The organism is Mesorhizobium sp. LSHC412B00, assembly GCF_000503035.1.
Taxonomy (GTDB): Bacteria; Pseudomonadota; Alphaproteobacteria; order Rhizobiales; family Rhizobiaceae; genus Mesorhizobium.
The window spans coordinates 46,554-69,210 of record NZ_AYWB01000018.1; the positions used below are offsets into that span (position 1 = coordinate 46,554).

The 22,657-nt window shown below is 63.4% G+C and carries 25 protein-coding genes and 2 pseudogenes; 9 read left to right on the plus strand and 18 right to left on the minus strand.

The genetic code is table 11. From position 1 onward, the window contains the following. Nucleotide 1 precedes the first annotated feature (1 nt). A complete protein-coding gene (gene coxB, locus X757_RS140490) occupies nt 2-898 on the minus strand; it encodes a cytochrome c oxidase subunit II (protein WP_050485823.1) in 897 nt (298 codons plus the stop codon). Between the two features lie 363 nt (nt 899-1,261). On the opposite strand from coxB, the gene X757_RS140485 reads away from it, so the two are divergent. The 5 genes and pseudogenes from X757_RS140485 (at nt 1,262) to X757_RS140475 (ending at nt 4,548) form a co-directional block, all read left to right on the plus strand. Then, nucleotides 1,262-1,846, plus strand: coding sequence for an invasion associated locus B family protein (locus X757_RS140485; RefSeq protein ID WP_023668422.1), 585 nt, complete (start codon nt 1,262-1,264; stop codon nt 1,844-1,846). A 72-nt stretch (nt 1,847-1,918) separates the two neighbouring features. Beyond that, a pseudogene (locus X757_RS1000000169470) lies at nt 1,919-2,311 on the plus strand (YbjN domain-containing protein); the annotation flags it as partial. A gap of 93 nt (nt 2,312-2,404) precedes the next feature. Next, nucleotides 2,405-3,817, plus strand: a complete 1,413-nt coding sequence (tldD, locus tag X757_RS140480; protein ID WP_023727488.1) for a metalloprotease TldD — start codon at nt 2,405-2,407, stop codon at nt 3,815-3,817. Between the two features lie 79 nt (nt 3,818-3,896). Then, a complete protein-coding gene (locus X757_RS1000000167140) occupies nt 3,897-4,172 on the plus strand; it encodes an AbrB/MazE/SpoVT family DNA-binding domain-containing protein (protein WP_081725433.1) in 276 nt (91 codons plus the stop codon). Continuing rightward, nucleotides 4,159-4,548, plus strand: a complete 390-nt coding sequence (locus tag X757_RS140475; protein WP_023727489.1) for a type II toxin-antitoxin system VapC family toxin — start codon at nt 4,159-4,161, stop codon at nt 4,546-4,548. Before X757_RS1000000167140 ends, X757_RS140475 begins: the two co-directional genes overlap by 14 nt. A gap of 66 nt (nt 4,549-4,614) precedes the next feature. On the opposite strand, the gene X757_RS140470 is transcribed toward X757_RS140475, so the two are convergent. Continuing rightward, nucleotides 4,615-5,850 (minus strand): class I SAM-dependent RNA methyltransferase, encoded by a 1,236-nt coding sequence (locus X757_RS140470; RefSeq protein ID WP_023668426.1) that lies wholly within the window; start codon nt 5,848-5,850, stop codon nt 4,615-4,617. Further along, nucleotides 5,847-6,641, minus strand: coding sequence for a TlyA family RNA methyltransferase (locus tag X757_RS140465; RefSeq protein WP_023702017.1), 795 nt, complete (start codon nt 6,639-6,641; stop codon nt 5,847-5,849). Before X757_RS140465 ends, X757_RS140470 begins: the two co-directional genes overlap by 4 nt. A gap of 146 nt (nt 6,642-6,787) precedes the next feature. Between X757_RS140465 and X757_RS140460 the strand changes: the two genes are divergently transcribed. Further along, nucleotides 6,788-7,189, plus strand: coding sequence for a GFA family protein (locus tag X757_RS140460; protein WP_023727490.1), 402 nt, complete (start codon nt 6,788-6,790; stop codon nt 7,187-7,189). Here X757_RS140460 and X757_RS140455 read toward each other — a convergent pair. From X757_RS140455 to X757_RS140420, 8 genes are all read right to left on the minus strand, one after another. Next, a complete protein-coding gene (locus X757_RS140455) occupies nt 7,186-7,470 on the minus strand; it encodes a hypothetical protein (RefSeq protein WP_023727491.1) in 285 nt (94 codons plus the stop codon). The two genes, X757_RS140460 and X757_RS140455, sit on opposite strands and share 4 nt — an antisense overlap. A 141-nt stretch (nt 7,471-7,611) precedes the next feature. Beyond that, complete coding sequence (dxs, locus tag X757_RS140450; protein WP_023727492.1) at nt 7,612-9,525, minus strand: 1-deoxy-D-xylulose-5-phosphate synthase; 1,914 nt, start codon at nt 9,523-9,525, stop codon at nt 7,612-7,614. Between the two features lie 100 nt (nt 9,526-9,625). Then, the gene (locus tag X757_RS140445) at nt 9,626-10,546 is read right to left on the minus strand and encodes a pirin family protein (RefSeq protein WP_023685413.1); all 921 of its coding nucleotides are present in this window, start codon (nt 10,544-10,546) and stop codon (nt 9,626-9,628) included. Between the two features lie 10 nt (nt 10,547-10,556). Next, the gene (locus X757_RS140440; RefSeq protein WP_023668432.1) at nt 10,557-10,823 is read right to left on the minus strand and encodes a DUF2277 domain-containing protein; all 267 of its coding nucleotides are present in this window, start codon (nt 10,821-10,823) and stop codon (nt 10,557-10,559) included. A 38-nt stretch (nt 10,824-10,861) separates the two neighbouring features. Beyond that, entirely contained in the window at nt 10,862-11,113 is a 252-nt protein-coding gene (locus X757_RS140435; protein ID WP_023668433.1) for an exodeoxyribonuclease VII small subunit, read from the minus strand. A gap of 3 nt (nt 11,114-11,116) precedes the next feature. Then, complete coding sequence (locus X757_RS140430; RefSeq protein ID WP_023685412.1) at nt 11,117-12,043, minus strand: histone deacetylase family protein; 927 nt, start codon at nt 12,041-12,043, stop codon at nt 11,117-11,119. A gap of 71 nt (nt 12,044-12,114) precedes the next feature. Further along, entirely contained in the window at nt 12,115-13,098 is a 984-nt protein-coding gene (locus X757_RS140425; protein ID WP_023685411.1) for a hypothetical protein, read from the minus strand. Nucleotides 13,099-13,191: 93 nt separating this feature from the next. Continuing rightward, the gene (locus tag X757_RS140420) at nt 13,192-13,800 is read right to left on the minus strand and encodes a TetR/AcrR family transcriptional regulator (RefSeq protein ID WP_023685410.1); all 609 of its coding nucleotides are present in this window, start codon (nt 13,798-13,800) and stop codon (nt 13,192-13,194) included. A gap of 118 nt (nt 13,801-13,918) precedes the next feature. On the opposite strand from X757_RS140420, the gene X757_RS140415 reads away from it, so the two are divergent. After that, nucleotides 13,919-15,142 (plus strand): MFS transporter, encoded by a 1,224-nt coding sequence (locus X757_RS140415; RefSeq protein WP_023716104.1) that lies wholly within the window; start codon nt 13,919-13,921, stop codon nt 15,140-15,142. Nucleotides 15,143-15,204: 62 nt separating this feature from the next. On the opposite strand, the gene X757_RS140410 is transcribed toward X757_RS140415, so the two are convergent. The 3 genes and pseudogenes from X757_RS140410 to aroC form a co-directional block, all read right to left on the minus strand. Then, complete coding sequence (locus X757_RS140410) at nt 15,205-15,627, minus strand: hypothetical protein (protein ID WP_023685408.1); 423 nt, start codon at nt 15,625-15,627, stop codon at nt 15,205-15,207. 18 nt (nt 15,628-15,645) lie between these two features. Continuing rightward, complete coding sequence (gene ribB, locus X757_RS140405; RefSeq protein ID WP_023685407.1) at nt 15,646-16,746, minus strand: 3,4-dihydroxy-2-butanone-4-phosphate synthase; 1,101 nt, start codon at nt 16,744-16,746, stop codon at nt 15,646-15,648. 74 nt (nt 16,747-16,820) lie between these two features. Then, nucleotides 16,821-17,947 (minus strand): annotated as a pseudogene (gene aroC, locus X757_RS01000000165330) (chorismate synthase). A gap of 183 nt (nt 17,948-18,130) precedes the next feature. Here aroC and X757_RS140400 point away from each other — a divergent pair. After that, nucleotides 18,131-18,385 carry a DUF1344 domain-containing protein gene (locus tag X757_RS140400; protein WP_023687135.1) on the plus strand — a complete coding sequence of 85 codons (255 nt, stop codon included), beginning with the start codon at nt 18,131-18,133 and terminating at the stop codon, nt 18,383-18,385. Between the two features lie 82 nt (nt 18,386-18,467). Here the strand turns inward: X757_RS140400 and X757_RS140395 are convergent, their stop codons facing one another. The 3 genes from X757_RS140395 to mddA form a co-directional block, all read right to left on the minus strand. Further along, on the minus strand, nt 18,468-19,055 hold the full coding sequence (locus tag X757_RS140395) for a histidine phosphatase family protein (protein WP_023727493.1): 588 nt from the start codon (nt 19,053-19,055) through the stop codon (nt 18,468-18,470). A 46-nt stretch (nt 19,056-19,101) separates the two neighbouring features. Next, the gene (gene fabI / locus X757_RS140390) at nt 19,102-19,923 is read right to left on the minus strand and encodes an enoyl-ACP reductase FabI (RefSeq protein WP_023727494.1); all 822 of its coding nucleotides are present in this window, start codon (nt 19,921-19,923) and stop codon (nt 19,102-19,104) included. A gap of 224 nt (nt 19,924-20,147) precedes the next feature. Next, complete coding sequence (gene mddA / locus X757_RS140385; RefSeq protein ID WP_023723279.1) at nt 20,148-20,882, minus strand: methanethiol S-methyltransferase; 735 nt, start codon at nt 20,880-20,882, stop codon at nt 20,148-20,150. A 186-nt stretch (nt 20,883-21,068) separates the two neighbouring features. Here mddA and X757_RS140380 point away from each other — a divergent pair, with 186 nt between their 5' ends. Next, nucleotides 21,069-21,704: a TetR/AcrR family transcriptional regulator gene (locus X757_RS140380; protein WP_023692089.1), complete on the plus strand. Its 636-nt coding sequence runs from the start codon at nt 21,069-21,071 to the stop codon at nt 21,702-21,704. Between the two features lie 19 nt (nt 21,705-21,723). Here X757_RS140380 and X757_RS140375 read toward each other — a convergent pair whose 3' ends face one another. Further along, nucleotides 21,724-22,653 (minus strand): DnaJ C-terminal domain-containing protein, encoded by a 930-nt coding sequence (locus X757_RS140375; protein WP_023692090.1) that lies wholly within the window; start codon nt 22,651-22,653, stop codon nt 21,724-21,726. Nucleotides 22,654-22,657 lie beyond the last annotated feature (4 nt).

Here is a 22,657-nt window from a genome sequence, read left to right on the forward strand (position 1 = left end):
ATCAATTGCCGGCGGCCGCTACCTTGTTGGTACCGTCGACCTCGGCCATCAGCGCCTTGTTGGCGCCGGGGAGGTCGGTCTTGGCTGCTGCCAGCCAGGTCTTGTACTGCGCATCGGATACGACGCGGACGGCGATCGGCATGAAGGCATGGTCCTTGCCGCAGAGCTGCGAGCACTGGCCGTAATAGATGCCTTCCTTTTCCGCCTTGAACCACGTCTCGTTGGTGCGGCCGGGAACCGCGTCCATCTTGATGCCGAAGGCCGGAACGGCAAAGGAATGGATCACGTCGGCTGCGGTAACCAGGACGCGCGTCATGGTGTTGACCGGCACGACCAGCTCGTTGTCGACCGCCAGCAGGCGCGGATAGACCTTGCGGTCTTCCTTGCCGATCGCGGCGCGGTCGGCGTCCTGCAGGATGGCCGAGTTGAAGGAGAGCGTGTTCTCGGTCTGGTACTCATAGTCCCAGTTCCACTGATTGCCCGTTACCTTGACGGTCAGCTTGGCCTCTTCCGGCGGCGTGTACTGCGCCGTCAGCAACTGGAACGAGGGAATGGCGATGAACAGCAGGACGACGACCGGCCCGACTGTCCAGATGATCTCGATCAGCGTGTTGTGGCTGGTCTTGGACGGAACCGGGTTTTTGCTGGCGCGGAACCTGAAGATGCACCAGGCGAGAAGCGCCAGAACCAAAGCAGTGATCGGGACGACGAACCACATCGTGTAGTTCCCGAACCACTCGATCTGCCGCATCATGTCTGTCGCCGGCGGCTGAAAAGTCATCTCCCACGGCTGCGGCTGGGCCGCATGGGCGGAGGCACCGGCGAAAAATGCGGCGGCGGCGCCTGCCGTTGCCATCAATTTGGCGCTTGCTGGGAATTTTCTCATCGCCCTCTTCATCTCCCGGTTCCTCGCGATCGCGACGCAAGAATATCGAACAATGCCGGGATGGGAATCCCGGACAGTCCCAAGGGTGGTTCAAACCATACTCTATTTCCCTCCGCAAGAAAGGAGCGGGCGAAACCGTGCGGCATTTTTGCGCGCAAGTGCTGCCGCGCTGTTTCGACGGCCTCGTGGCCCGCGCGGGTCGTCGACAGACAGGCTATGCGGGCTTGTGTCCGGAATGCGCCCGACGGTCGCAATTCGGGCGAATTTGCTAGGGAAAAGCGCATTATTGCGCCTGCCGGGGCTGACCGGCGGTCGCCCTATCCTTTACTTGGCCTTGGCGCGGCTTAAAGTGCCGTGATTCGCAATGGAGCCGTCATGACCTCTTGGCTTTCGAGAAACGCCTGGCATTCGAAGAGCGCCTGGCATTCGAAAAGCGCTTGGCTTTCGAGAAGCGGGGCGAAGGTCGTTTTTCTCGCCGCCCTGATCGGTATCGGCTCGTCCGCAACCGGCGTCGCCAATGCAGCGCAGCCCAGCGGCACGGTCAAGTCAACGCATGGCGCGTGGTCGATCATCTGCGACACGCCGGCCGGCGCCACCTCGGAACAATGCGTGATGATGCAGAACGTCGTTGCCGAGGATCGCCCGGAAATGGGACTGTCCGTCGTCGTCCTGCGCACCGCCGACAACAAGGCTGAGATCCTGCGCGTGCTGGCGCCGCTCGGCGTTTTGCTGCCCAATGGCCTGGGCCTCAATGTCGACGGCAAGGATATCGGCCGCGCCTATTTCGTGCGCTGCTTCCAGGACGGCTGCTATGCCGAGGTCATTCTCGAAAAGCCGCTGCTCGACACGCTGAAGACCGGGACGTCGGCCACCTTCATCGTCTTCCAGACGCCGGAAGAAGGCATCGGCATCCCTGTCGACCTCAAGGGCTTCGCCGACGGTTTTGCCGCCCTGCCCTGAGCTTGATGCTTGCGAAACCGTCTTTCCTGACGCACAATTCCCACGGGTTGATTGTTGGCTGTGGGGGTCATCATGCGTGCTTTTTCTTTGCTTTTTTCGACCGGTCTGATCCTGACCGGCGCCGTTTCCGTCGCCTTTGCCGAGGATACCGAAATCATCACGGCGCCCGATCCGGCCGTCATTTTCGAGCTTGCGAAAGGCTATGGCTCGGCCAAGATGGACAAGGATGACGGCGGTGATCCGATGATCTCCGGCCGGCTCCAGGGCATGAAATATGTGATCTACTTCTATGGCTGCGAAAACCATGAGAAGTGCAAGTCTATCCAGTTCTCCTCGGGCTATACCGACCCCTTCACGGCCGACCAGGCCAATGAATGGAACAAGAAATACCGCTGGGTGAAGGCCTTTTCCGGTGACGGGTCGAACTTCAAGATGGATGTCATGTTCAGGGGCGGCGTTACCCGCTCCTATCTGCTGCGGATCGTCATTGCGGATTGTGCAGGCGCGTCTTCGCGCCTACATCGTGGCAACACCATTCCTCCTGTGAGCGGACCTGCCATGAACAGCCTGACCGGCCAATTCGACATTTCAGATGATCGCATCAAGCGGATCGTCGCCGACACACTGAACGGCGCCGACGACGGCGAACTGTTCCTCGAATACAGCGAGAGCGAAGCGCTGATGTTCGACAATGGCAGGCTGAAGACCGCCAATTTCAACACCGACCAGGGTTTTGGCCTGCGCGCCGTGGCCGGCGAGGCCAGCGGCTACGCTCATTCCAGCGATCTTTCGGAGGCGTCGCTGCTGCGCGCCGCCGACGCCGTCTCGACAGTCAGGGGCGGCTATTCCGGCACGCTTGCCGCGGCACCCGCGCGCACCAACCGCCATCTCTATGGCGAGGAGAACCCGATCCCCTCGCCCTCCTTCGAGGTCAAGGCCAAGCTGTTGCAGGAAATCGACGCATGGCTGCGCGCCGAGGACCCGCGCGTGCGCCAGGTGACGGCCTCGCTCGCGGCGTCCTGGCAGCATGTCGAGATCGTGCGCGCCGACGGCCAGATCGTGCGCGACATCCGCCCGCTGGTCCGCATCAACGTTTCCGTCGTCGTCGGCGACGGCGACCGCCAGGAAAGCGGCTCCTATGGCATGGGCGGGCGCAAGGCGTTCGGCGAGTTCCTGGTCGAGGACGCCTGGAAGCATGCGGCCAGGGAGGCGCTCAGGCAGGCGCTGGTCAATCTCGAAGCCATTCCCGCGCCGGCCGGAACGTTCGACATCGTTTTGTCCAGCGGCTGGCCAGGCGTGATGCTGCACGAAGCCGTCGGCCATGGGCTGGAGGGCGACTTCAACCGCAAGAAGACCTCCGCCTTTGCCGGCCTGCTCGGCCAGCAGGTCGCCGCCAAGGGCGTTACCGTGGTCGATGACGGCACCATGCCGGAGCGGCGGGGTTCGCTGACCGTCGACGATGAAGGCACGCCTTCGGCCCGCAATGTGCTGATCGACGACGGCAAGCTTGTCGGCTACATGCAGGACCGCCAGAACGCCCGGCTGATGGGCATGAAAGCCACGGGAAACGGCCGGCGCGAAGGCTATGCGCACCAGCCGATGCCGCGCATGACCAACACCTATATGACGGCGGGCGACATGGAGCCGGACGAGATCATCGCCTCGGTCAAGAACGGCATCTATGCCGTATCCTTCGGCGGCGGCCAGGTCGACATCACCTCGGGCAAGTTCGTGTTCGGCTGCACCGAGGCCTACATGATCGAAAATGGCAAGGTGACGCAGCCGATCAAGGGCGCCATGCTGATCGGCAACGGACCGGACGCCATGCACCGCGTTTCGATGATCGGCAACGACATGAAACTCGACACCGGCATCGGCATGTGCGGCAAGGCCGGACAAGGCGTGCCGGTCGGCGTCGGCCAGCCGCATCTCAGGATGAACCAGATGACCGTCGGCGGCACCAGGGTTTGAGCGAGGAGACGTCGGCGGGCTTGAATAGTTCCCCTCACAGGGATATCTTACCTTTGTCTTACACAAGGGTAATACCGCAATGGGTGCAATAGAAAAGCTTATAACGACCGTCTCGACCAAGGGACAAGTCATCCTGCCCAGCGCTATCCGCAAACGGAGGGACTGGGGCGCGGGCACGCGCCTGCAGGTCGAAGACACACCGGACGGTGTACTTTTGAGACCGGCGCCTGCCTTTGCCCCGACACGACCAGAAGATGTCTTTGGTGTCCTGCCGCACAGTGGCAGACCGAAGACCTTGGAGGAGATGGACGCAGCCGTCCTTGCTGAAGCACGGCGGCGCCATGCTCGCGATTGATACCAACGTTGTCGTCAGGTATCTGACGAACGACGATCCCGAGCAGTCCCCGCGAGCCCGGCGGCTGATCGACGGTCAGCCCGTTTTCGTCGCCGTCACGGTGATCCTGGAGGCTGAGTGGGTGCTGCGCAGCGGCTATGGTTATGATCAGGCCTCGATCGTCAATGCACTGCGGGTGTTCGGCGGGCTTCCCACTATCGAGATAGAGGATGCTGCGATGGTCTCTTCCGCGGTCGATCTAGCCGAGACGGGAATGGATTTCGCCGATGCGCTCCATCTGGGCAAGTCCTCGCACTGCTTAGCATTTGTGTCCTTCGACCGTAAGTTCATCAAGGCCGCACAAGCGGCCGGGTACGAAAGCGTTCGCGAAGGCTAGTTTGCCAGCCGGCTACGTCTTGCGGGGGGCGGCAAACTCAAGCACGGCCTTGTGAAAATCGGCGGATTAACGTCGCCGTTTCGGCTTCTCCAGCAGCGCCACTGCCTCGACATGCGGCGACCACAGGAACTGGTCGATGGGCGTGACGCTCTTCAAGATGTAGCCGCCGTCAATCAGGATGCGCAGGTCGCGTGCCAGCGTCACCGGATTGCAGGAGACGGCGGCGACGAACGGCACATCCGAGCGGGCGATCTGCTTCGACTGGTCCTCGGCGCCGGCGCGCGGCGGGTCGAAGACGACGCCATCGAAAGCATTCAGCTCCTTGAACGTCAGCGGCCGCCGGAACAGGTCGCGGCGTTCGCCGGTTACCCGCTTCAGGCCGGTGGCGAAGCGCGATCCGCGGTCGAGCGCCGAAAGGGCTGCCGCGTCGCCTTCGACCGCGTGGACTTCGGATTTGGCCGCCAGCCGAAGCGCAAAGCTGCCGCAGCCGGCGAAAAGATCCGCGACTTTCCTGGCACGCTTCAGATGTCCGCCAACGAGATCGGCCATCGTCTGTTCGGCGGCTTGCGTTGCCTGCAGGAAGGCGCCAGGCGGTATGGCGACAGCGACGGTGCCGAACATGACCACCGGCTTTTTCGGCTCGATGACAATCTCGTCGTCGATCGAAAGCCGGGCAAAGCCATTGGCCATGATGAAGTTGGAGGCGACCCGGCGCTGGTTCTCGCCCAGCTTGCCCGACTCATAGACAGCGACGTCAAGCCCCGAGCCCGTCACAGTGACCGCCATCCGGAACGATTTGGTGGTGGCGCAAACCAGGTCGGCGACCGACCTCAAGCGATCGAGCGCGGCAACGATCTCCGGCAGCGAGATCGGACATTCCTCGATGGGGATGATTTCCGGCGACAGATGGCGATGGAAGCCAAGCAGCATGCCTGTGTCGGCGCGCCTGGCGGCAAGCACGACGCGGCGGCGTGTGTGTGGCGCACACGGCACCAGGGCGCCGATGTCGCCGGCAATGCCTTTCAAGGCATGCACGACCTTGTCGCGTTTCCATTGCTGGTAAGCGTCGGCTTGCAGATGCTGGACGGCGCAGCCGCCACATTCGGTGAAATGCCGGCAGGCCGGATCGATACGCAGCGGCGACGTCTCCAATACCGCCATCAGCATGGCGCGATCCCTCTCGCGCGCGGCGGTGACGGTCTCGCCGGGCAGGGTGAAGGGAATGAACAGCTCGCCGGTTTCCGTCTCGGCGACGCCGTCGCCCTGCGAACCCAGTCTCTTGATGGTGAAGCCCGTGCTCATCGGTCCTTGGTCCCGGCATCCTTGGTCCCGGCATCCTTGATCCCGGCAAGCAGGAATTCGCGGTTGCCGTCCCCGCCTTCGATCGGCGACATGTGCAAGCCCAATGTACGCCAGCCAGGGACGCCTTCGAGCCATTCCTGCAGCAAGCCGGCCACACGGGCGGCGTCATAAGGGTCTTTCAAAAGACCGCCCTTGCCGATCGCCTCGCGGCCGGCCTCGAATTGCGGCTTGACCAGAAACACCGCACGAGCGCCGTCCCGTGCCAATGCCAACGCCGGTGGCATCGCCAGTTTCAACGAGATGAAGCTTACATCGGAGACGATGAAATCGGGGATACGGCCGCCGAGATCGGCAGCCGCGAGCTCGCGAGCGTTGAGGCCCTCGATCACGGTGACGCGCGGGTCGGACGAGACACCGGGATGCATCTGGCCGTGGCCGACATCGATGGCAGTGACATGGGCCGCGCCGCGTTCGAGCAGCACCTGGGTGAAGCCGCCTGTCGAGGCGCCGATATCGAGGGCTTCACTGCCCGCGGGATCGAGACTGAAATGGTCGAGCCCGGCGATCAGCTTCAGCGCCGCGCGTGAGACATAACCCTGCGCCGGGTCGTCGATGACGATGAGACAGTGCGGCAGAACCGTCTGGCCGGGCTTGCGGGCGACCACGCCGTCGACCGTCACGGTGCCGCGCTCGACCGCGTCGCGGGCGCGCGAGCGGCTCGCAAACAGGCCGCGCTGGACGAGCAATTCGTCGAGCCGCTGGCGTGTGCTGGCTGGCAGAGGGGAGTTCATCGGCCTTCATGGCGAAAGCCGGCCGCGAAGGCAAGGACATTGGCATGGGAGGACGTCGAGACCCGGGCCGCAAGCCAGTCCGCCCGGTTGAATATCGCAGCCAGTCCGGCAAGATGTAGAGGCTCAGGCAATGCGGAGGAAGACGAATGCTGACGGGAACCTGCCATTGCGGCGCCGCCCACTGGACCCTGGAAGGCGATCCCGGCCCGATCACGGCCTGCAATTGCACGCTTTGCCGCCGCTATGGCACGCTCTGGGCCTATGACTTTGTCGACGAGCGTATCCGGCTTGCGGGGCCTGTGCAGTCCTACACCCGCGCCGGGAAGGAGACGCCGTCGCTAGAAATCCTGTTTTGCCCGACATGTGCCTGTGTGCTTGCCTGGCGCGGTTTGCGCCGCAGCGACAGCGGCCGCACGCGTATCGCCGTCAATGTCAGGCTGGCACCGCCGAAGGCGGTCGCCGACCTGCCGATCGACCATTTCGACGGGCTGGACACTTATGACGACCTGCCGCGCGATGGGCGCTGCGTGCGCGATATGTGGTTTTAGAAGATCGTCCGTGAGACCTGCCGTTCAACGGCTGGCATCAGGGCGTCGCTTCCGTCATCTGAAGCCTGCTTGCGCGGACGCTCGACAGCAACGACTGGTGCGTCCGGCACGACGACAAGCTGCGGCACCTGCTTGTAGGAAAAAGCGCCCCTGATATCGCCCATCTTGCGGGCGACGATGCCTGCCACCGCCTGTTCGAGCTTGCGGTCATAGCGCGTCTCGGCCATGGCCGGCGCGGCGATGACGGCCAAAAGGGCCGCGCCGCACAGAAGCGTTCGCATTGTTTTTAACTCCCTGCCTGGCTCTCGTTCTAGCAGGGGGGCGTTGAAAAACGGCCAAAAGACACGGTAAGCAAAACGCCAAAAGGAAGCGTTAACATAGGGTTGCAGCCGGTAACGGCTTCAGCTGCGTGAGGTTTTGATTCAGGCGCGCTGCGCGCGCGCGGAATGGCCGAGCGCGACGAACACGGTGCGCACGATGCCGGCCGCGTCGAGCCCGGCATCGGCATACATTTTTTCCGGCTTGGCGTGGTCGGTGAACTCGTCCGGCAGCACCAGCGGCCGAACTTTCAGACCGCTTTCCAGCAAGCCTTCATGGGCGAGGAACTGCAGCACGTGGCTGGCGAAACCGCCGACAGCGCCCTCTTCCACCGTCACCAGCACTTCGTGCGAGCGGGCGAGACGGCGGATCAAATCCTCGTCCAGCGGCTTGGCGAAACGGGCGTCCGCAACCGTCGTCGAAAGCCCTGCCGCGCCGAGTTCCTCGGCCGCCAACAGACAGTCCTGCAGTCTTGTGCCAAAGGACAGAAGCGCCACCTTGGTGCCTTCCCTGACGATGCGGCCCTTGCCAATTTCGAGCACCGAGCCGCGCTCCGGCATGTCGACGCCGACGCCATTGCCGCGCGGATAGCGGAAGGCGATCGGGCCTTCGTCATAATAGGCGGCGGTGCGCACCATGTGGCGAAGCTCCGCCTCGTCGGCAGCCGCCATCACCACGAAGCCCGGCAGCGTCGCCAGGAAAGTGGTGTCGAAAGCGCCGCAATGAGTGGCGCCGTCGGCGCCGACGAAACCGGCGCGGTCGATCGGAAAGCGCACCGGCAGTTTCTGGATCGCCACGTCGTGGACGACCTGATCGTAGGCGCGCTGCAGGAAGGTCGAATAGATGGCGGCGAAGGGCTTGTAGCCCTCGCTGGCTAGGCCGGCGGCGAAGGTCACGGCATGTTGCTCGGCAATGCCGACATCGAAGATCCGGGTCGGAAACGCTTCGCCGAACAAATCGAGGCCGGTGCCGTTCGGCATGGCGGCGGTGACGGCGACGATACGGTCATCCAGGCGAGCTTCCTGGACCAGGCTTTCGGCAAACACCTTGGTGTAGGCCGGCGCATTGGCCGGGGCCTTGGTCTGCGCGCCGGTGATGACGTCGAACTTGTTGACGCCGTGATATTTGTCGGCCGCGGCCTCGGCCGGTGCGTAGCCCTTGCCCTTCTGGGTCACGACATGGATCAGCACCGGGCCGTCGGCATGGTCGCGGACGTTCTTCAAGACCGGGATCAGATGCTCGAGATTGTGGCCGTCGATCGGGCCGATGTGGTAGAAGCCGAGCTCCTCGAACAGCGTGCCGCCGGTGACGTAGCCGCGCGCATGCTCGACCGCCCGCTTGATGGCGCGATCGGCGCGTTTGCCGAGATAGGAGGTCAGTTTCTTGCCGAAATCGCGCAGGCCAAGATAGGTCTTGCCCGACGCGAGCCGCGCCAGATAGGCGCTCATCGCGCCGGTCGGCGGGGCGATAGACATGTCGTTGTCGTTGAGGATGACGATCAGCTGGGCATCGAGCGCGCCGGCATTGTTCATGGCTTCATAGGCCATGCCGGCAGACATGGCGCCGTCGCCGATGACGGCAATGACATTGTTGTGGCCGCCGGAGAGGTCGCGCGCCATGGCCATGCCAAGGCCGGCGGAAATGGAGGTCGAGGAGTGCGCGGCGCCGAACGGGTCGTATTCGCTCTCGGCGCGACGGGTGAAGCCGGACAGGCCGCCTTCTTGCCTGAGCGTGCGGATGCGGTCGCGGCGGCCGGTCAGGATCTTGTGCGGATAGGCCTGGTGGCCGACATCCCAGATCACGCGGTCTTCCGGCGTGTTGAAGACATAGTGCAGCGCCACCGTCAGTTCGACGACACCGAGGCCGGCGCCGAGATGCCCGCCCGTATGCGAGACGGCATCGATCAGCTCGGCGCGCAGCTCCGAGGCCAGCTGCGGCAGCTCGCTTTCGTCAAGCTTCTTCAGGTCGGCTGGAATGCGGACCTTGTCGAGAAGCGGCGTATGCAGCGTTGCGTTCACTGTTAAAGGCCTGCTCAGCTATGATGCGCGTCGATCATGGCGAAATATGCCTGCGTCGCCGGAATGTAAATGCGTGTCAGTGACGCGGGTGATGCTGACGTTAATTGTCCGGTAACGGAATGAACTCTTCCTCATCTCCGGGAACGATATCGAAGCGGCCGGTCTTCCATTCCTGCTTGGCCTGTTCGATGCGTTCCTTCGACGACGAGACGAAGTTCCACCAGATGTGGCGCGGGGAGCCGAGCGAAGCGCCGCCGAAGAGCATGAAATGGGCGCCGCGCTCGGACGACACGACGATCTCGTCGCCAGGCCGGAACACCAGCAGCCGTTCGGCCGGAAAGCGGTCGCCCGAGATCGAGACATCGCCGTCCAGCGTGTAGATGGCGCGTTCCTCGGCGTCGGCGGGAATTTTGACGCTGGCGCCGGGCGCCAGCCTCAGATCGGCGTAGAGCGTCTCGGTGTCGGCTCTTACCGGCGAGCGCAGTCCCTGGAAATCGCCGATCACCACGCGGCCGGAAACACCTTCGGCGTCGATCTCGGGCAGAAGGAGCGCGGCCGTGTTCTCGAACACCGGCGCCACTTCCTCCTTGCCGTCGGGCAAAGCCAGCCATGTCTGCAGGCCGGAGACCGACATCGGCGCGCCGCGCAGTTCTTCGGGCGTGCGCTCGGAATGGACAATGCCGCGGCCGGCGGTCATCAAATTCACGTCGCCGGGCTGGATGACCATCTCGGTGCCGAGCGAATCGCGGTGCCTGATATTGCCGTCGAACAGATAGGTGACGGTGGAAAGCCCGATATGCGGGTGCGGGCGCACATCCATCGCCTGGCCGGCGCGCAAGATCGCCGGCCCCATGCGGTCGAAGAAGATGAAGGGACCGACCAGCCGCCGCTTTGCCGTCGGCAGAGCGCGACGAACCTGGAAGCCGCCAATGTCCTTGGCGTTTGGAATGACCATGAGCTCGATCTGGTCGCTGGCGAAGGCATCGCCAGGCTCAGGGTCCTTGCCGGGGAAGAAACTCATCTGGATGTCCTCAGGCGAAGCGGAGCGCCGATTTGGCTTTTGCCTTGGCCGCCACCTCTTCACGATTGCGCGGATGATGCGTGGTTTCCAGCGAATGCAGCAATTCATGCGCCGATTCGGCGATCGCCTCGACGGCACGGTCGAAGGCTGCCTGGTTGCGCTGCGAGGGGCGCGTCGTTCCGCTCAGTTTGCGCACGAATTGAAGGGCGGCGTCGCGGATCTCGTCATGGGTCGCCGGCGGCTCGAAATTGAACAGGGTCTTGATGTTTCTGCACATGCTTGAACTCCTATCTGCTTTATGCCCGCCCCATTCCACTACTCCGCGTCGAGCGGCTCCGTTCCCACCGGTTTGCCATCACGCGACAGCCTGATCTTCTCGACCTTGTCTTCGGCCGCCTTCAGCAGCCGGTCGCAATGGGCCTTCAGCGCCTCGCCGCGCTCATAGATCTTGATCGATTGGTCGAGCGGCACGTCGCCGCGTTCCAGATCATCGACGATCTTTTCCAGCGCGTCGAGTGCCTGCTCGAAGCTCATCGCCTTCACGTCTTCATTTGCTTCGCCAGCCATACTTTACCCCTTCATCAGCCGCCCGACATGGGCGGCGACCGAAAATGCCAGTCCCTGCAGATCGTAGCCGCCCTCAAGCAGGCTGACGAGCCGGTTGCCGCTGTGGCGCCCGGCGCGTTCCAGCAACTGGCCTGTCGCCCAGTCGAAATCGTCCTCGCTGAGGTTGATCTCGGCCAGCGGGTCGCGATGGTGAGCGTCGAAGCCTGCGGAAATGATGATCAGATCGGGCGCGAAATTGTCGAGTGCCGGAAGGACGCGCGACAGCAAGGCATCGCGAAACATGTCCGAGCCGGTCTGCGGCGCCAGCGGCGCGTTGACGATGTTGCCGGCGCCGGTTTCGTTTTTAGCCCCGGTGCCGGGATAGAGCGGCATCTGGTGCGTCGAACAATAGAGCACCGAGGGATCGTCCCAGAAAATGTCCTGCGTGCCATTGCCGTGATGCACGTCCCAGTCGACGATGGCGACACGCTCGGCGCCGTGTTTCTTCTGCGCGTAGCGGGCCGCGATCGCCGCGGTGTTGAACAGGCAAAAGCCCATGGCCGTGGTCTTTTCGGCATGATGGCCGGGCGGACGCGCGGCGACGAAGGCATTGGCAACGCTGCCCTCGAAAACATCGTCGACGGCAGCGTTGGCCGCACCGATGGCAGTGACCACCGCCTGCCAGCTTTTCGGGCTGGCGCTCGTGTCGGCGTCGATCGAGGCAATGCCGCTTTCAGGGATCGCGGCGCGGACGCGGGCGACGAAATCCTCGGGGTGGGCGTAGAGGATTGTGGCCTCGTCGCCTTGCGGCGCCGTTACCCGATCGAGTGCGGTGAAGGCCTCGTCGTCGAGCACGCGCTCGATAGCGCGCAAGCGGTCCGGCCGCTCCGGATGACCGGGGGGCGTCAGATGTTCGAGGAAGATCGGATGGGTGTAGAGCCTGGTGACCATGACCCGATATAGGCGCGCCCGGCCGCTTTGACCATGGTTTGACGCCGCACCGCCCCGACGTTCAACAGGGATTACACCCCGGGCGCCGGCTGCGTCCAGCGCGAGCCGCCGAAGGAGGCCAGCGCCTTATCCCTGAGTTCCCTGAACTTGGACGACCCCTCGGCCAGCCGCTGGTCCCATTCGGCGTTCGGCACCTGGCCTTCGATGGTCTTGAAATAGACCTGCATCAGGCAGGCTATGGCGAAGGGTTCGATGAAGGCCGCCTTGAAGGCCCAGGCAAGGAGGATGGCGAGCACGAAGGCCCAGCCGCCGAGCTGCCCCGGAATGAACCACATGATGGCGGCGGCCGGCGCCAGCATCAAAAGGAAGATGACGAAGGACACACCCCACATGATGACCGCCAGCCAGATGGCGTTCTTGACCATGGTCTTGCCGTTCTGGGCGTAGAGCACGACGCCTTGCCGGGCTGTCTCGAAGGGCGATGATGAATTGATGCGGATGTTGTAGCCGAGGATGATCTCGTCGACATAGGTCAGCGACAGGCGGATGACCGTATTGATGAAAGCGATCAGGCCGCCGAGACCCGGAATGGGCAGGAAGGCGGCGATGCCGCCGATCAGGCCGGTGATGGCGCGGATGGCGCCCTTGACCAGCTGGTCGACCACGAAAAGGATGTTGGCCTCGGCGAAACGCTCCTTCACCACGTCCTTGGCGTAGGCGATCTGGTCCTGCCCATTGGGAACGTCCCGGCCATCGATCAAATGGACCATGACGGCGATATGGCCGGCCTTGACGACATAGAGGATGTATTCGCGGATCCAGTACAGCGCGATCGAAACGACGCCGATGCCGACGATGCCGCCCCAGAGCGCAAAAGACAGCGGCCCGTCGGGATCGGTGGAGATGTGGCCGACGCCATAGCCGACCGAGGCGCCGCTGCCGGTCGCCACGATGTAGGCGAGCGTAATGCCGAAATAGACGATCATGCGAAAGACGATGAATGGCCATGTCCTGATCATGATGGACACCGACCTGCCGATTTCGAAATCCCACATGCGCCCGAATCTCCCCTCAGAGATGGACGGCGAGGATGAACCCGGGCCGGGAATTGTCAATCTCGGCAATGCCGGGGATCGGCTGGCGAGATTTCAGACCGGCTGCGAGTCCTGCTTTTTAAGCAAGCCTTCAAGCAACTGCTGGAAGGCCGCCACCACGGTCTTCGACGTGGCTTCGGGGTCGTTCGAATTGGCGATGCGCTGTGCCGCCTGGCTGCTGGCGCCGTTGATCAGCCGGGCGGCGGTTTCGGGGTCGACGCCGGGGACGACCACCCCCTCCTGCTGCAGAGCCGTCAGATGATCGGTCATTGAACCGACGCAGGCATTGGCATTCGGCCATTGCGCCGGATCGCCGAGCACAGCCGGACCGTCGCGAAACATGATGCGCTGGATTTCCGGCTCCAGCGCCATCTCGATATAGGTCGTGCATTCGTCGACGAAACGCTGCCAGCGGCTTGGCGCCCGCGACGCAATCTCATGGATGCGGACGGCCATCTCGCCATCGATTTCGGCGATGACAGCCTGCAGCAGGCCCTTCTTGTCGCCGAAATGATGGTAGAGCGCGCCGCGGGTCAGCCCGGCCGAGGCGGTGAAGTCGTCCATCGACGCCTCGGCATAGCCGATTGTGCCGAAAGCGTGGCGGGCCGCCGTGATCAGCTTGGCGCGCGTTTCGGCAATCATCTCCTTGCGGGGTCTGTGCATGGTTCTGGCCTTATTCACATACGCTTCGTATGCCAATTGACATACGCGGCGTATCGACTACCTATATTCATACGGACCGTATGTAATTGTCGAATTGGCCTTTGTCGAGGAACCAGCCATGCAAAACCCATACTCGGAAATCTTTGGTGCCCCTGGAGCCAAGGGGTTTGCCGCCGCGGGCTTCCTCGCGCGGCTGCCGATCGCCATGGCGCCGATCGGCATCGTGGCCATGCTCTCGCAGACGCGTGGCGAATACTGGCTGGCGGGAGCTGTCTCGGCGACGTTCGCGCTGAGCAACGCTTTCGTGGCGCCGCAGATATCACGGCTGGTCGATCGCCTCGGCCAGACGCGGATCGTGATTCCGACCACCATCCTCACCGTGCTCGCCTTCGCGGTGCTGATTGCCGCAGCCAATCAGGACTGGCCGGTGTGGACGCTGTTTGTGTCGGCACTGGCGGCCGCCGCCATGCCCAGCATGCCGGCGATGGTGCGCGCGCGCTGGACCGAGATTTTTCGCGGCCGGCCGCAGATGAACACCGCATTCGCCTTCGAATCGGCGGCGGACGAACTCGTCTACATTGCAGGCGCATCGCTGTCGGTGGGCTTGAGTGCCGCTCTGTTCCCGGAAGCCGGTGTCCTGGTCAGCACGCTATTCCTCGCCCTTGGCTCGGCAGCCTTCATCCTGCAGCGTTCGACCGAACCACAAGTGCGGCCGGTGAATCATGTCTCGAGCGGCTCGGCAATCCGGCTCAGGTCGGTGCAGATCATCACCTTCGCCCTGATCTTCGTCGGCGCCACCTTCGCGACCACGGAAGTGAGCACGGTGGCGATCACCAAGGAACTCGGCCAGCCGGGCGCCGCCAGCCTCGTCATCGGCGTCTATGCGCTGGGATCGTTCGTGCTCGGCCTTATCGTCGGCGCGCTCAACCTGAAAGCGCCGCTGCAGCGCCAGTTGGCCCTCGCGGTCGCCCTCGTTGCGCTCGGCACGCTGCTGCCGCTCACCGCCGACACGGTGCCGCTGCTGGCGCTGACCGTTTTCATCAGCGGCGTGGCGATCTCGCCAACCTTCATCACCGCCTTCGGCCTGATCGAACGCCACGTGCCGGAAGCGATGCTGACCGAAGGCATCACCTGGGTGATGACAGGCATCGGCATCGGCATGGCGCTCGGTTCGTTTGCCGCCGGTGCGGTGGTGGATGAATTCGGCGCCCGCAACGGGTTCTGGGTCTCGGTGGCGGCCGGCGTCATCGCATTGGTGACGGTGTTGCTGGGCCAGCGCAGCCTGGCCACCCGCGCCTGCGAGCTGGACGGCTGCGGTGCAGCCGCCGTTCCCGCGGAATAAACGCACAAGCGTCCGGTCGGGAACGCGGATCGGACGCAGCTTCTCCAAAGGAGCGCGGCTCCCTACGACTGTTCAAGCCTCTTGCGGATCTCGTTTCCATCGAGAACGACAACAGGACTTCCCAGTGTCTCAACCATATCCGGGTTCAGATGGGGTATGGTTTCAGCGCGCCCGACCATCGGCGGACATTCTCCGGCGCAATACACGACCGAGCTGGTGACACGCAGGATTTTCCACAGCGCTTCGTAGAGGCGCGGATCGTCGGGCGGCCGCGCGACGGTGAAGCCTGAACATCGCGAGGCATCGCCGGGGTCGAAATTGAGATAGAGGTCGGCCGACGACGCATCGTCATAGGCGACGACCCAGCAGGTGAATTCAGGTTCACGCCTGGTGACGAACGGCGCGAAGGCATCCTCGACGATCGATGTGGGGAAGTAGCTCTCTTCGCCATCTTCAAAGCAATTGAGATAGGCCTCGAAGCTCATCCGACCGCCCCCTGTCCCCTAGAAAATCTCGGTCTTGGCGATATGAATGCCAAAGCCCTCAAGCCCGACATAGTGGCGTTCGCGCGAGGCGATCAAATTGATCGAGGAGATGCCGAGATCCTTGAGAATCTGCGCGCCGAGGCCGATTTCTCGCCACTCGTTCTCACGGCGGCGGGCCTCTTCGTGGTCCTCACGGTCGGCACTCATCGGCCGGTTGCGCTCCTGATGGGCGACGCCGACCGAACCCTCTCGGAGGTAAACGATGACGCCGCGCTTGCGTTCGCCCATCGCCTTCATAATGGCGTCGAGCCGGTGGCTGGTGCCGAACACGTCGGTCACCACATCCTCCGAATGCAGCCGCACCGGCACGTCCTCGCCGTCACGGATGTCGCCGAAAACGACCGCGACATGGTGCATGGAATCCCAGGGCAGCGTGTAGGTGAAGACCTGTGCCTTGCCGCCGAGTGTGTCGATTTCGGAGCAGGCGACGCGTTCGACCAGCGTTTCCTTGCGCTGCCGGTAGGCGATGAGGTCGGCGACCGAGACCTGCTTGAGGCCGTGTTCCTCGGCAAAGCTCGCCACCTGCGGGCCGCGCTTGACGGTGCCGTCGTCATTGACCAACTCCGAGATCACGCCAACCGGCGGCAGGCCGGCAAGCTTGCAGAGATCGACCGCGGCTTCGGTATGGCCCGAACGCATCAGCACGCCGCCTTCCCTAGCGATCAGCGGGAAGATGTGGCCGGGGCGAACGAAATCCGAACCGCCGACATTGCCGTTGGCCAGGTTGCGCACGGTCAGCGTGCGGTCCTCGGCCGAAATGCCGGTGGTGGTGCCATGCTTGAAATCGACGCTGACGGTAAAGGCCGTGGTGTGGGCGGAATCATTGTCGGCGACCATCGGCTGCAGATTGAGCCGCTTGGCCTCCTCGCGCGGCATCGGCGTGCAGACGATGCCGGAGGTGTGACGGATGATGAAGGCCATTTTCTCCGGGCTGCAATGCACGGCGGCAACGATCAGGTCGCCCTCGTTCTCACGCCCGTCATCGTCCATGACGACGACGATCTCGCCGCGCTCGAAGGCGCGGATGGCTTCGACGATTTTCTTCTGATCGTATGGCATTGGCTCGCTTCGCTCGCAGGGAATAGGGGTTGGGCAGTAGGAGTTAGGGAAGGAAGTACGGGCTGGCTTATTGCCTAATCCCTACTGCCTAATCCCCGGCCTGTCTGTCCCCGGTGCCGCAGATAATGGTCGGCGATGGCGCAGGCAACCATGGCTTCGCCGATCGGCACGGCGCGGATGCCGACGCAGGGGTCGTGGCGGCCCTTGGTCATGACGTCGACGTCGTTGCCGTCCTTGTCGATGGATTTGCGCGGCGTCAGGATCGACGAGGTCGGCTTGACGGCGAAGCGGGCGACGATCGCCTGGCCGGTCGAGATGCCGCCCAGAATGCCGCCGGCATTGTTGGACAAGAAGACCGGCTTGCCGTCATTGCCGATGCGCATCTCGTCGGCATTCTGTTCGCCGGTGATGCGCGCGGCTTCGAAACCGTTGCCGATNCGTTGCCGATCTCGACGCCCTTGACGGCGTTGATCGACATCAGGCCGGACGCGATGTCCTGGTCGAGCTTGGCATAGATCGGCGCGCCAAGGCCGGCTGGCACGCCGTCGGCGACGATCTCGATCACCGCGCCGACCGAGGAGCCGGATTTGCGGATGCCGTCGAGATATTGCGTGAAGACGGGAACGGACGCCGGATCGGGGGTAAAGAACGGGTTTTCGGCGTCACCGATGAAATTCCAGTTCCAGTTGGCGCGGTCGATGGATTTCTCGCCCATCGAGACCAGCGCGCCGCGCACCACCATTCCGGGCACCACCTTGCGCGCCAAGGCGCCGGCCGCCACGCGAGCGGCGGTCTCGCGGGCCGAAGAACGGCCGCCGCCGCGATGGTCGCGCAGGCCGTATTTGACGTCATAGGTGTAGTCGGCGTGGCCGGGACGGTACTGGCGGGCGATCTCGCCATAGTCCTTGGAGCGCTGGTCGACATTCTCGATCAGCATCGAGACGGGCGTGCCGGTGGTGATCATCGACTCGCCGTCCTCGTCGAGGATGAAGCCGGACAGCACCTTCACCTCGTCCGGTTCGCGGCGCTGCGTCACAAAACGTGACTGGCCGGGGCGGCGCTTGTCGAGTTCGGCCTGAATTTCGGCCCGTGTGAAGCGGATGCCGGGCGGGCAGCCGTCGACGACACAGCCGAGCGACGGGCCATGGCTTTCGCCCCAGGTGGTGACGCGGAAGAGATGGCCGAACGTGTTGTGAGACATGAATTTTAGCCCTGCCCGGCAGCGGACCGGATCAAAGGTGCGTTCTATTGGCGTTTTCCACAGCGGTCAAACTGTGATCCGGCGGTTTTAGTTTTGACACATTCGGTTGGTTTCTGCTCTCTTCCATCCGCCCGTTGAAAGCTCGCCGCCATCCGTGCAGGCGCAATGACAAAGAGGACGACGATGCGTACCCTGATTGGCGCTGCTGCCGCCATGTTGCTGATTTCCACCGCCGCCTATGCCGGCCAGACCGAAGGCCTGATCAAGAAGGTCGACAAGGACGCACTGACGCTGACGCTGGAGGACGGCAAGTCCTTCAAGCTCAACGCCGAGACCGATCTCGATTCGCTGAAGCCGGGCATGGATGTCGTGATTGCCTATGACGTGACGAATGGCGAGAACGTCGTCACCGACATGGAATTGCCCGACACCGAATAAGACCGACGCCGAACAGGGTCTTGCCGCTCGGCGGAGCCCTGCACGGATAAACAGGACAGTCGTCCTGTTTATCTGCTCGAACCTAAAGCCAATCCAGACGCCCGTCCTGCAGCCTGAGCACCCGGTCCTGCCGCACTTCCAGGTTTGCCGCTTCGTGTTCGGAAACACCCTTGACCATCCGAAACAGGGTCCGCACGACGCCACCATGCGTGACGCAGACCGTCTGGCGGTCGAGCGCGTCGAACCACGGCTTCACCCGTTCGAGCAGCATCTGGTAGCTTTCGGCGCCCTCGCCCGGCGGCTGGAAATTCCATTTGTTGCGTCGTCGCGCCTTCGCCGAGCCCGGCATCCGCGCATCGAGTTCGGCATAGGTAAAGCCCTGCCAGTCGCCAAAGTGCACCTCGACCAGACGCGGGTCGGTGCGGTAGCCATCGGGATCGAGCTGCATCGCCAAGCGCAGCCGCTGCATCGTCTCGCGCGTCCGCTTCATCGGGCTGGCGACAAAGTCGAAATCCTCAGGGTTCTGGATCAGTTCGGCCAGCCGCCGTCCATTGCGGGTCGCCTGCTCGCGGCCGAGCGCGTTGAGATCGGTGTCGGCCTGGCCCTGCAGCCGCGACTCGGCATTCCACTGCGTCTGGCCATGGCGCACGATGTAGACGAGCGGAACCATCAGGTCTTCCGGAAATCAGGACAGGCGGGCGGAAACCGCGGCAGAACTATTCCTTGACGGTCGAAATATCCGGCGCGTCGACCGCCTTCATGCCGACGACGTGATAGCCGGAATCGACATGGTGCACCTCGCCGGTGACGCCACGCGACAGGTCCGACAGGAAATAGACGGCGGAATCGCCGACTTCTTCCTGGGTGACGGTCTGCTTCAGCGGCGAATTGTATTCGTTCCACTTGAGGATGTAGCGGAAGTCGCCGATGCCCGAAGCAGCCAAGGTCTTGATCGGCCCGGCCGAGATGGCGTTGACGCGGATCTTCTTGCCGCCGAGGTCGACGGCGAGATAGCGCACGCTGGCTTCGAGCGCGGCCTTGGCGACACCCATGACGTTGTAATGCGGCATGACCTTTTCGGCGCCGTAATATGTCAGCGTCAGCAGCGAGCCGCCGTCGGTCATCAGCGCTTCGGCGCGCTTGGCGATGGTGGTGAAGGAATAGACCGAAATGTCCATGGTGCGCAGGAAATTGTCGCGCGTCGTCTCGACATAGCGTCCGGTCAGCTCGTCCTTGTCGGAAAAGGCGATGGCATGGACGAGGAAGTCGAGCTTGCCGCCCCAATGCTTGGCGACATTGGCAAACACCTCGTCGAGGCTCGCCGGATCAGTGACATCGCAATGACCGGCGACAAAGGCGCCCAATTCCGCAGCCAGCGGCTCGACGCGCTTCTTGAACGCCTCGCCCTGATAGGTCAGCGCGATCTCGGCGCCATGGTCGACGCAGGCCTTGGCGATGCCGTAGGCAATCGATCTGTTGTTGGCGACGCCCAGTATAAGGCCGCGCTTGCCGGCCATAAGGCCCTGTCCACCCGCCATGTCAGCGCTCTCCGAAAGATTTTCTGCTTTGGAGTGCCTATCGCACAGGCAGAAAGGCGCATCAAGCGCAGACGGGGCGCGCGTTCAATTCAGACACTCGGCGTGACAACGAATGGGGGATAATAACGTTGTTGTGAGATTTGAACACCTCACTGCGGCCAGCGCGCCTTGATGGCCCAGGCCCGGCCGACCAGCCGAATCGGCTGGTCGGCAACGCATCGGCCCTATCCAGCCATTTTGCGCCAGGGAATGAGCATTCCCACCTGCTTGCGGTAGAGGCGGTACTGATCGCCAAACATCGCGACGAGATCGCGTTCCTCGAGGAAGATGCCGAGCAGGATGTAGCCGGTGCTGCCCGCCGCGAACAGAAGATGGCCCCATGTCATCGACGGCGTCGCCCAGAAGGCCAGGAGAAAGCCGACATAGAGCGGGTGCCGGACCCATTTGTAGAACAGCGGCGTCCTGAACACGGGCGGCGCCGGTTCGCTCTTGCGCAAAGCGGCGAGAACCTGGCGCAGGCCGAACAGTTCGAAATGGTTGATCAGAAAGGTGCTGGTCAACAATACCGCCCAGCCGAGCCAGAACACGCCATGGATGACGGCGACCCAGACCGGGTTCTCGACCGTCCAGACGAGACCGGGAATCGGCCGCCATTGCCAGTAGAGCAGCAGCAGGATGAGGCTGGCCAAAAGCACATAGGTGCTGCGTTCGGCCGCGTGCGGGACAATCCGTGTCCACCAGCGCTTGAAAACCGGCCGCGCCATGATGCTGTGCTGGGCGGCGAAAAGGCCGAGCAGCAGTGCATTGCCGATGACGGCTTCGACCGGACTTCCAGCGACTCCGGAATCGATCGATTTCGGCACAACCATGTTGCCGACGAAACCGACCGCATAGAGAAACGAACCGAGAAAAATCAGGTATGCGGCAACGCCGTAGATAAGGGTGATTACGCCCGCCATGAGTGCCCTCCATGCAAGCATCAGGATTCGGTCGGTCGACCGAATTCAGCGTCAAAAACCATAAATTTTCTAGCGAGTCAACTTGATCGGTCGCTCGACCGAGATAGAGTGGAGGGACGTCCAGCCCCGGACAGGAGAAGCTATGATCCGCCCAGATTGCACCGCTAACAGCGGCAGCCACGCCGCATGACGGACGCTGCCGAAGCCGTTACCCCGCCGCAGAACAAGCAAAAGCGCGACACGCGCGCCGAACTGATTTCGGCCGCCGAGTTATGCCTCCATCGAGGCGGTTATGCCGATCTGTCGACGCGCCGCGTTGCCGAGATCGCCGGCGTTCCGCTCAGCCAGATCCATTACCATTTCGGCTCCAAGGAACGGCTGTTCCTGGCCCTGCTCGACCATCTGAACGAGGGCCTGCTGAAGCGCCAGGCGGAGACTTTTGCGGCACCTATGCCGCTGTGGCAACGCTGGGAGCGCGCTTGCGATTTCCTCGACGATGATCTGGCGTCCGGCTATGTCCGGATCCTGCACGAGATGATCGCGGCAAGCCTGTCGAGCCCCGAGATCGCCAAGGCGGTGCGCCGCGACCTGCGCGGCTGGTTCGAACTGCTGGACGGACTGGCGCAAGAGGCGGAGCGGCGGTTCGGCGGCCTCGGGCCATTCTCCGCCGCCGAAGTAACCAGCCTGGTCAGCGCCGCATTCCTCGGCAGCGAGACGATGATCCTGCTTGAGATCGAGAGCCCGCATGTCCCGGTGCGGCAGGCGTTGCGCCGCTTCGGCGAAACCATCCGGCGGATGGAGGAAGCAGCGCCCGGCAGCTAGCCAGACAAGTCCAGCCGCGTCAGCCTTTGCGGCTGCGCATCAGCGCTTCGAGTTCGCTGTCGCCGCCTTCCGGCAGCATGATGCGGACATGGGCGTAGAGATCGCCATGGCCACCCGCCTTTTCCGGCAAGCCCCTGCCCTTCAGGCGCAGCACCTTATCGGAGCTCGACCAGGCCGGAATGTTGACCGCCAGCCTGCCGGTCGGCGTGTCGACCGGCACCTTGGCGCCCAGCACCGCATCGGCAAGCGCTACCTCCAGATCGGCATGCAGGTCACGGCCCTCGATGCGGTAGCGCGGGTGCCTGCGGATACGGATCTTGACCAGCGCATCGCCCGGCTGTCCCGGCCCCTGCTCGCCCTGGCCCTTCAGCCGGATGGTCTGTCCGTCCTCGACATAGACCGGCAGCTTGACCGCAATCTTGCGGCCGTCGGGGAACATCGCCGTCACCTTTTCGGCGGTCGCTATCTCCTCGATGGTGACGTCGAGCGTCACGTTGAGATCGGCGGCGGTCGCCTGCTGGCGGCGGTCGCCTGTTCCGGCGCCACGCGCGCCGGAAAAGGCGTCGCCGAAGATCTGGCTGAAAATGTCGCTGTTGCCGTCGAACGGATCGCCGCCCGGACGCCCCGATCGGAATTCGAAGCGCGAGCCGCCGGCGCCCTGCTGGCGGCGGAAGCCACCGAACGGATCGCCGCCGCCGGCTGCACCCTCGAAGCCCTGGAATTTCGGCTTGCCGTCGGCGTCGATCTCGCCGCGGTCGAAGGCCGCACGGTTCTTCTCGTCGCCGACGACCTCATAGGCCTGATTGGCGGCGGCAAAACGGTCCTTGGCCTTGGGATCATTCGGATTCTGGTCCGGATGATACTTCTTGGCGAGCTTGCGGTAGGCCGATTTTATGTCCTTGGCCGATGCGTTCTTGGCAACGCCCAGCACCTCATAGGGGTCGCGCATGCGT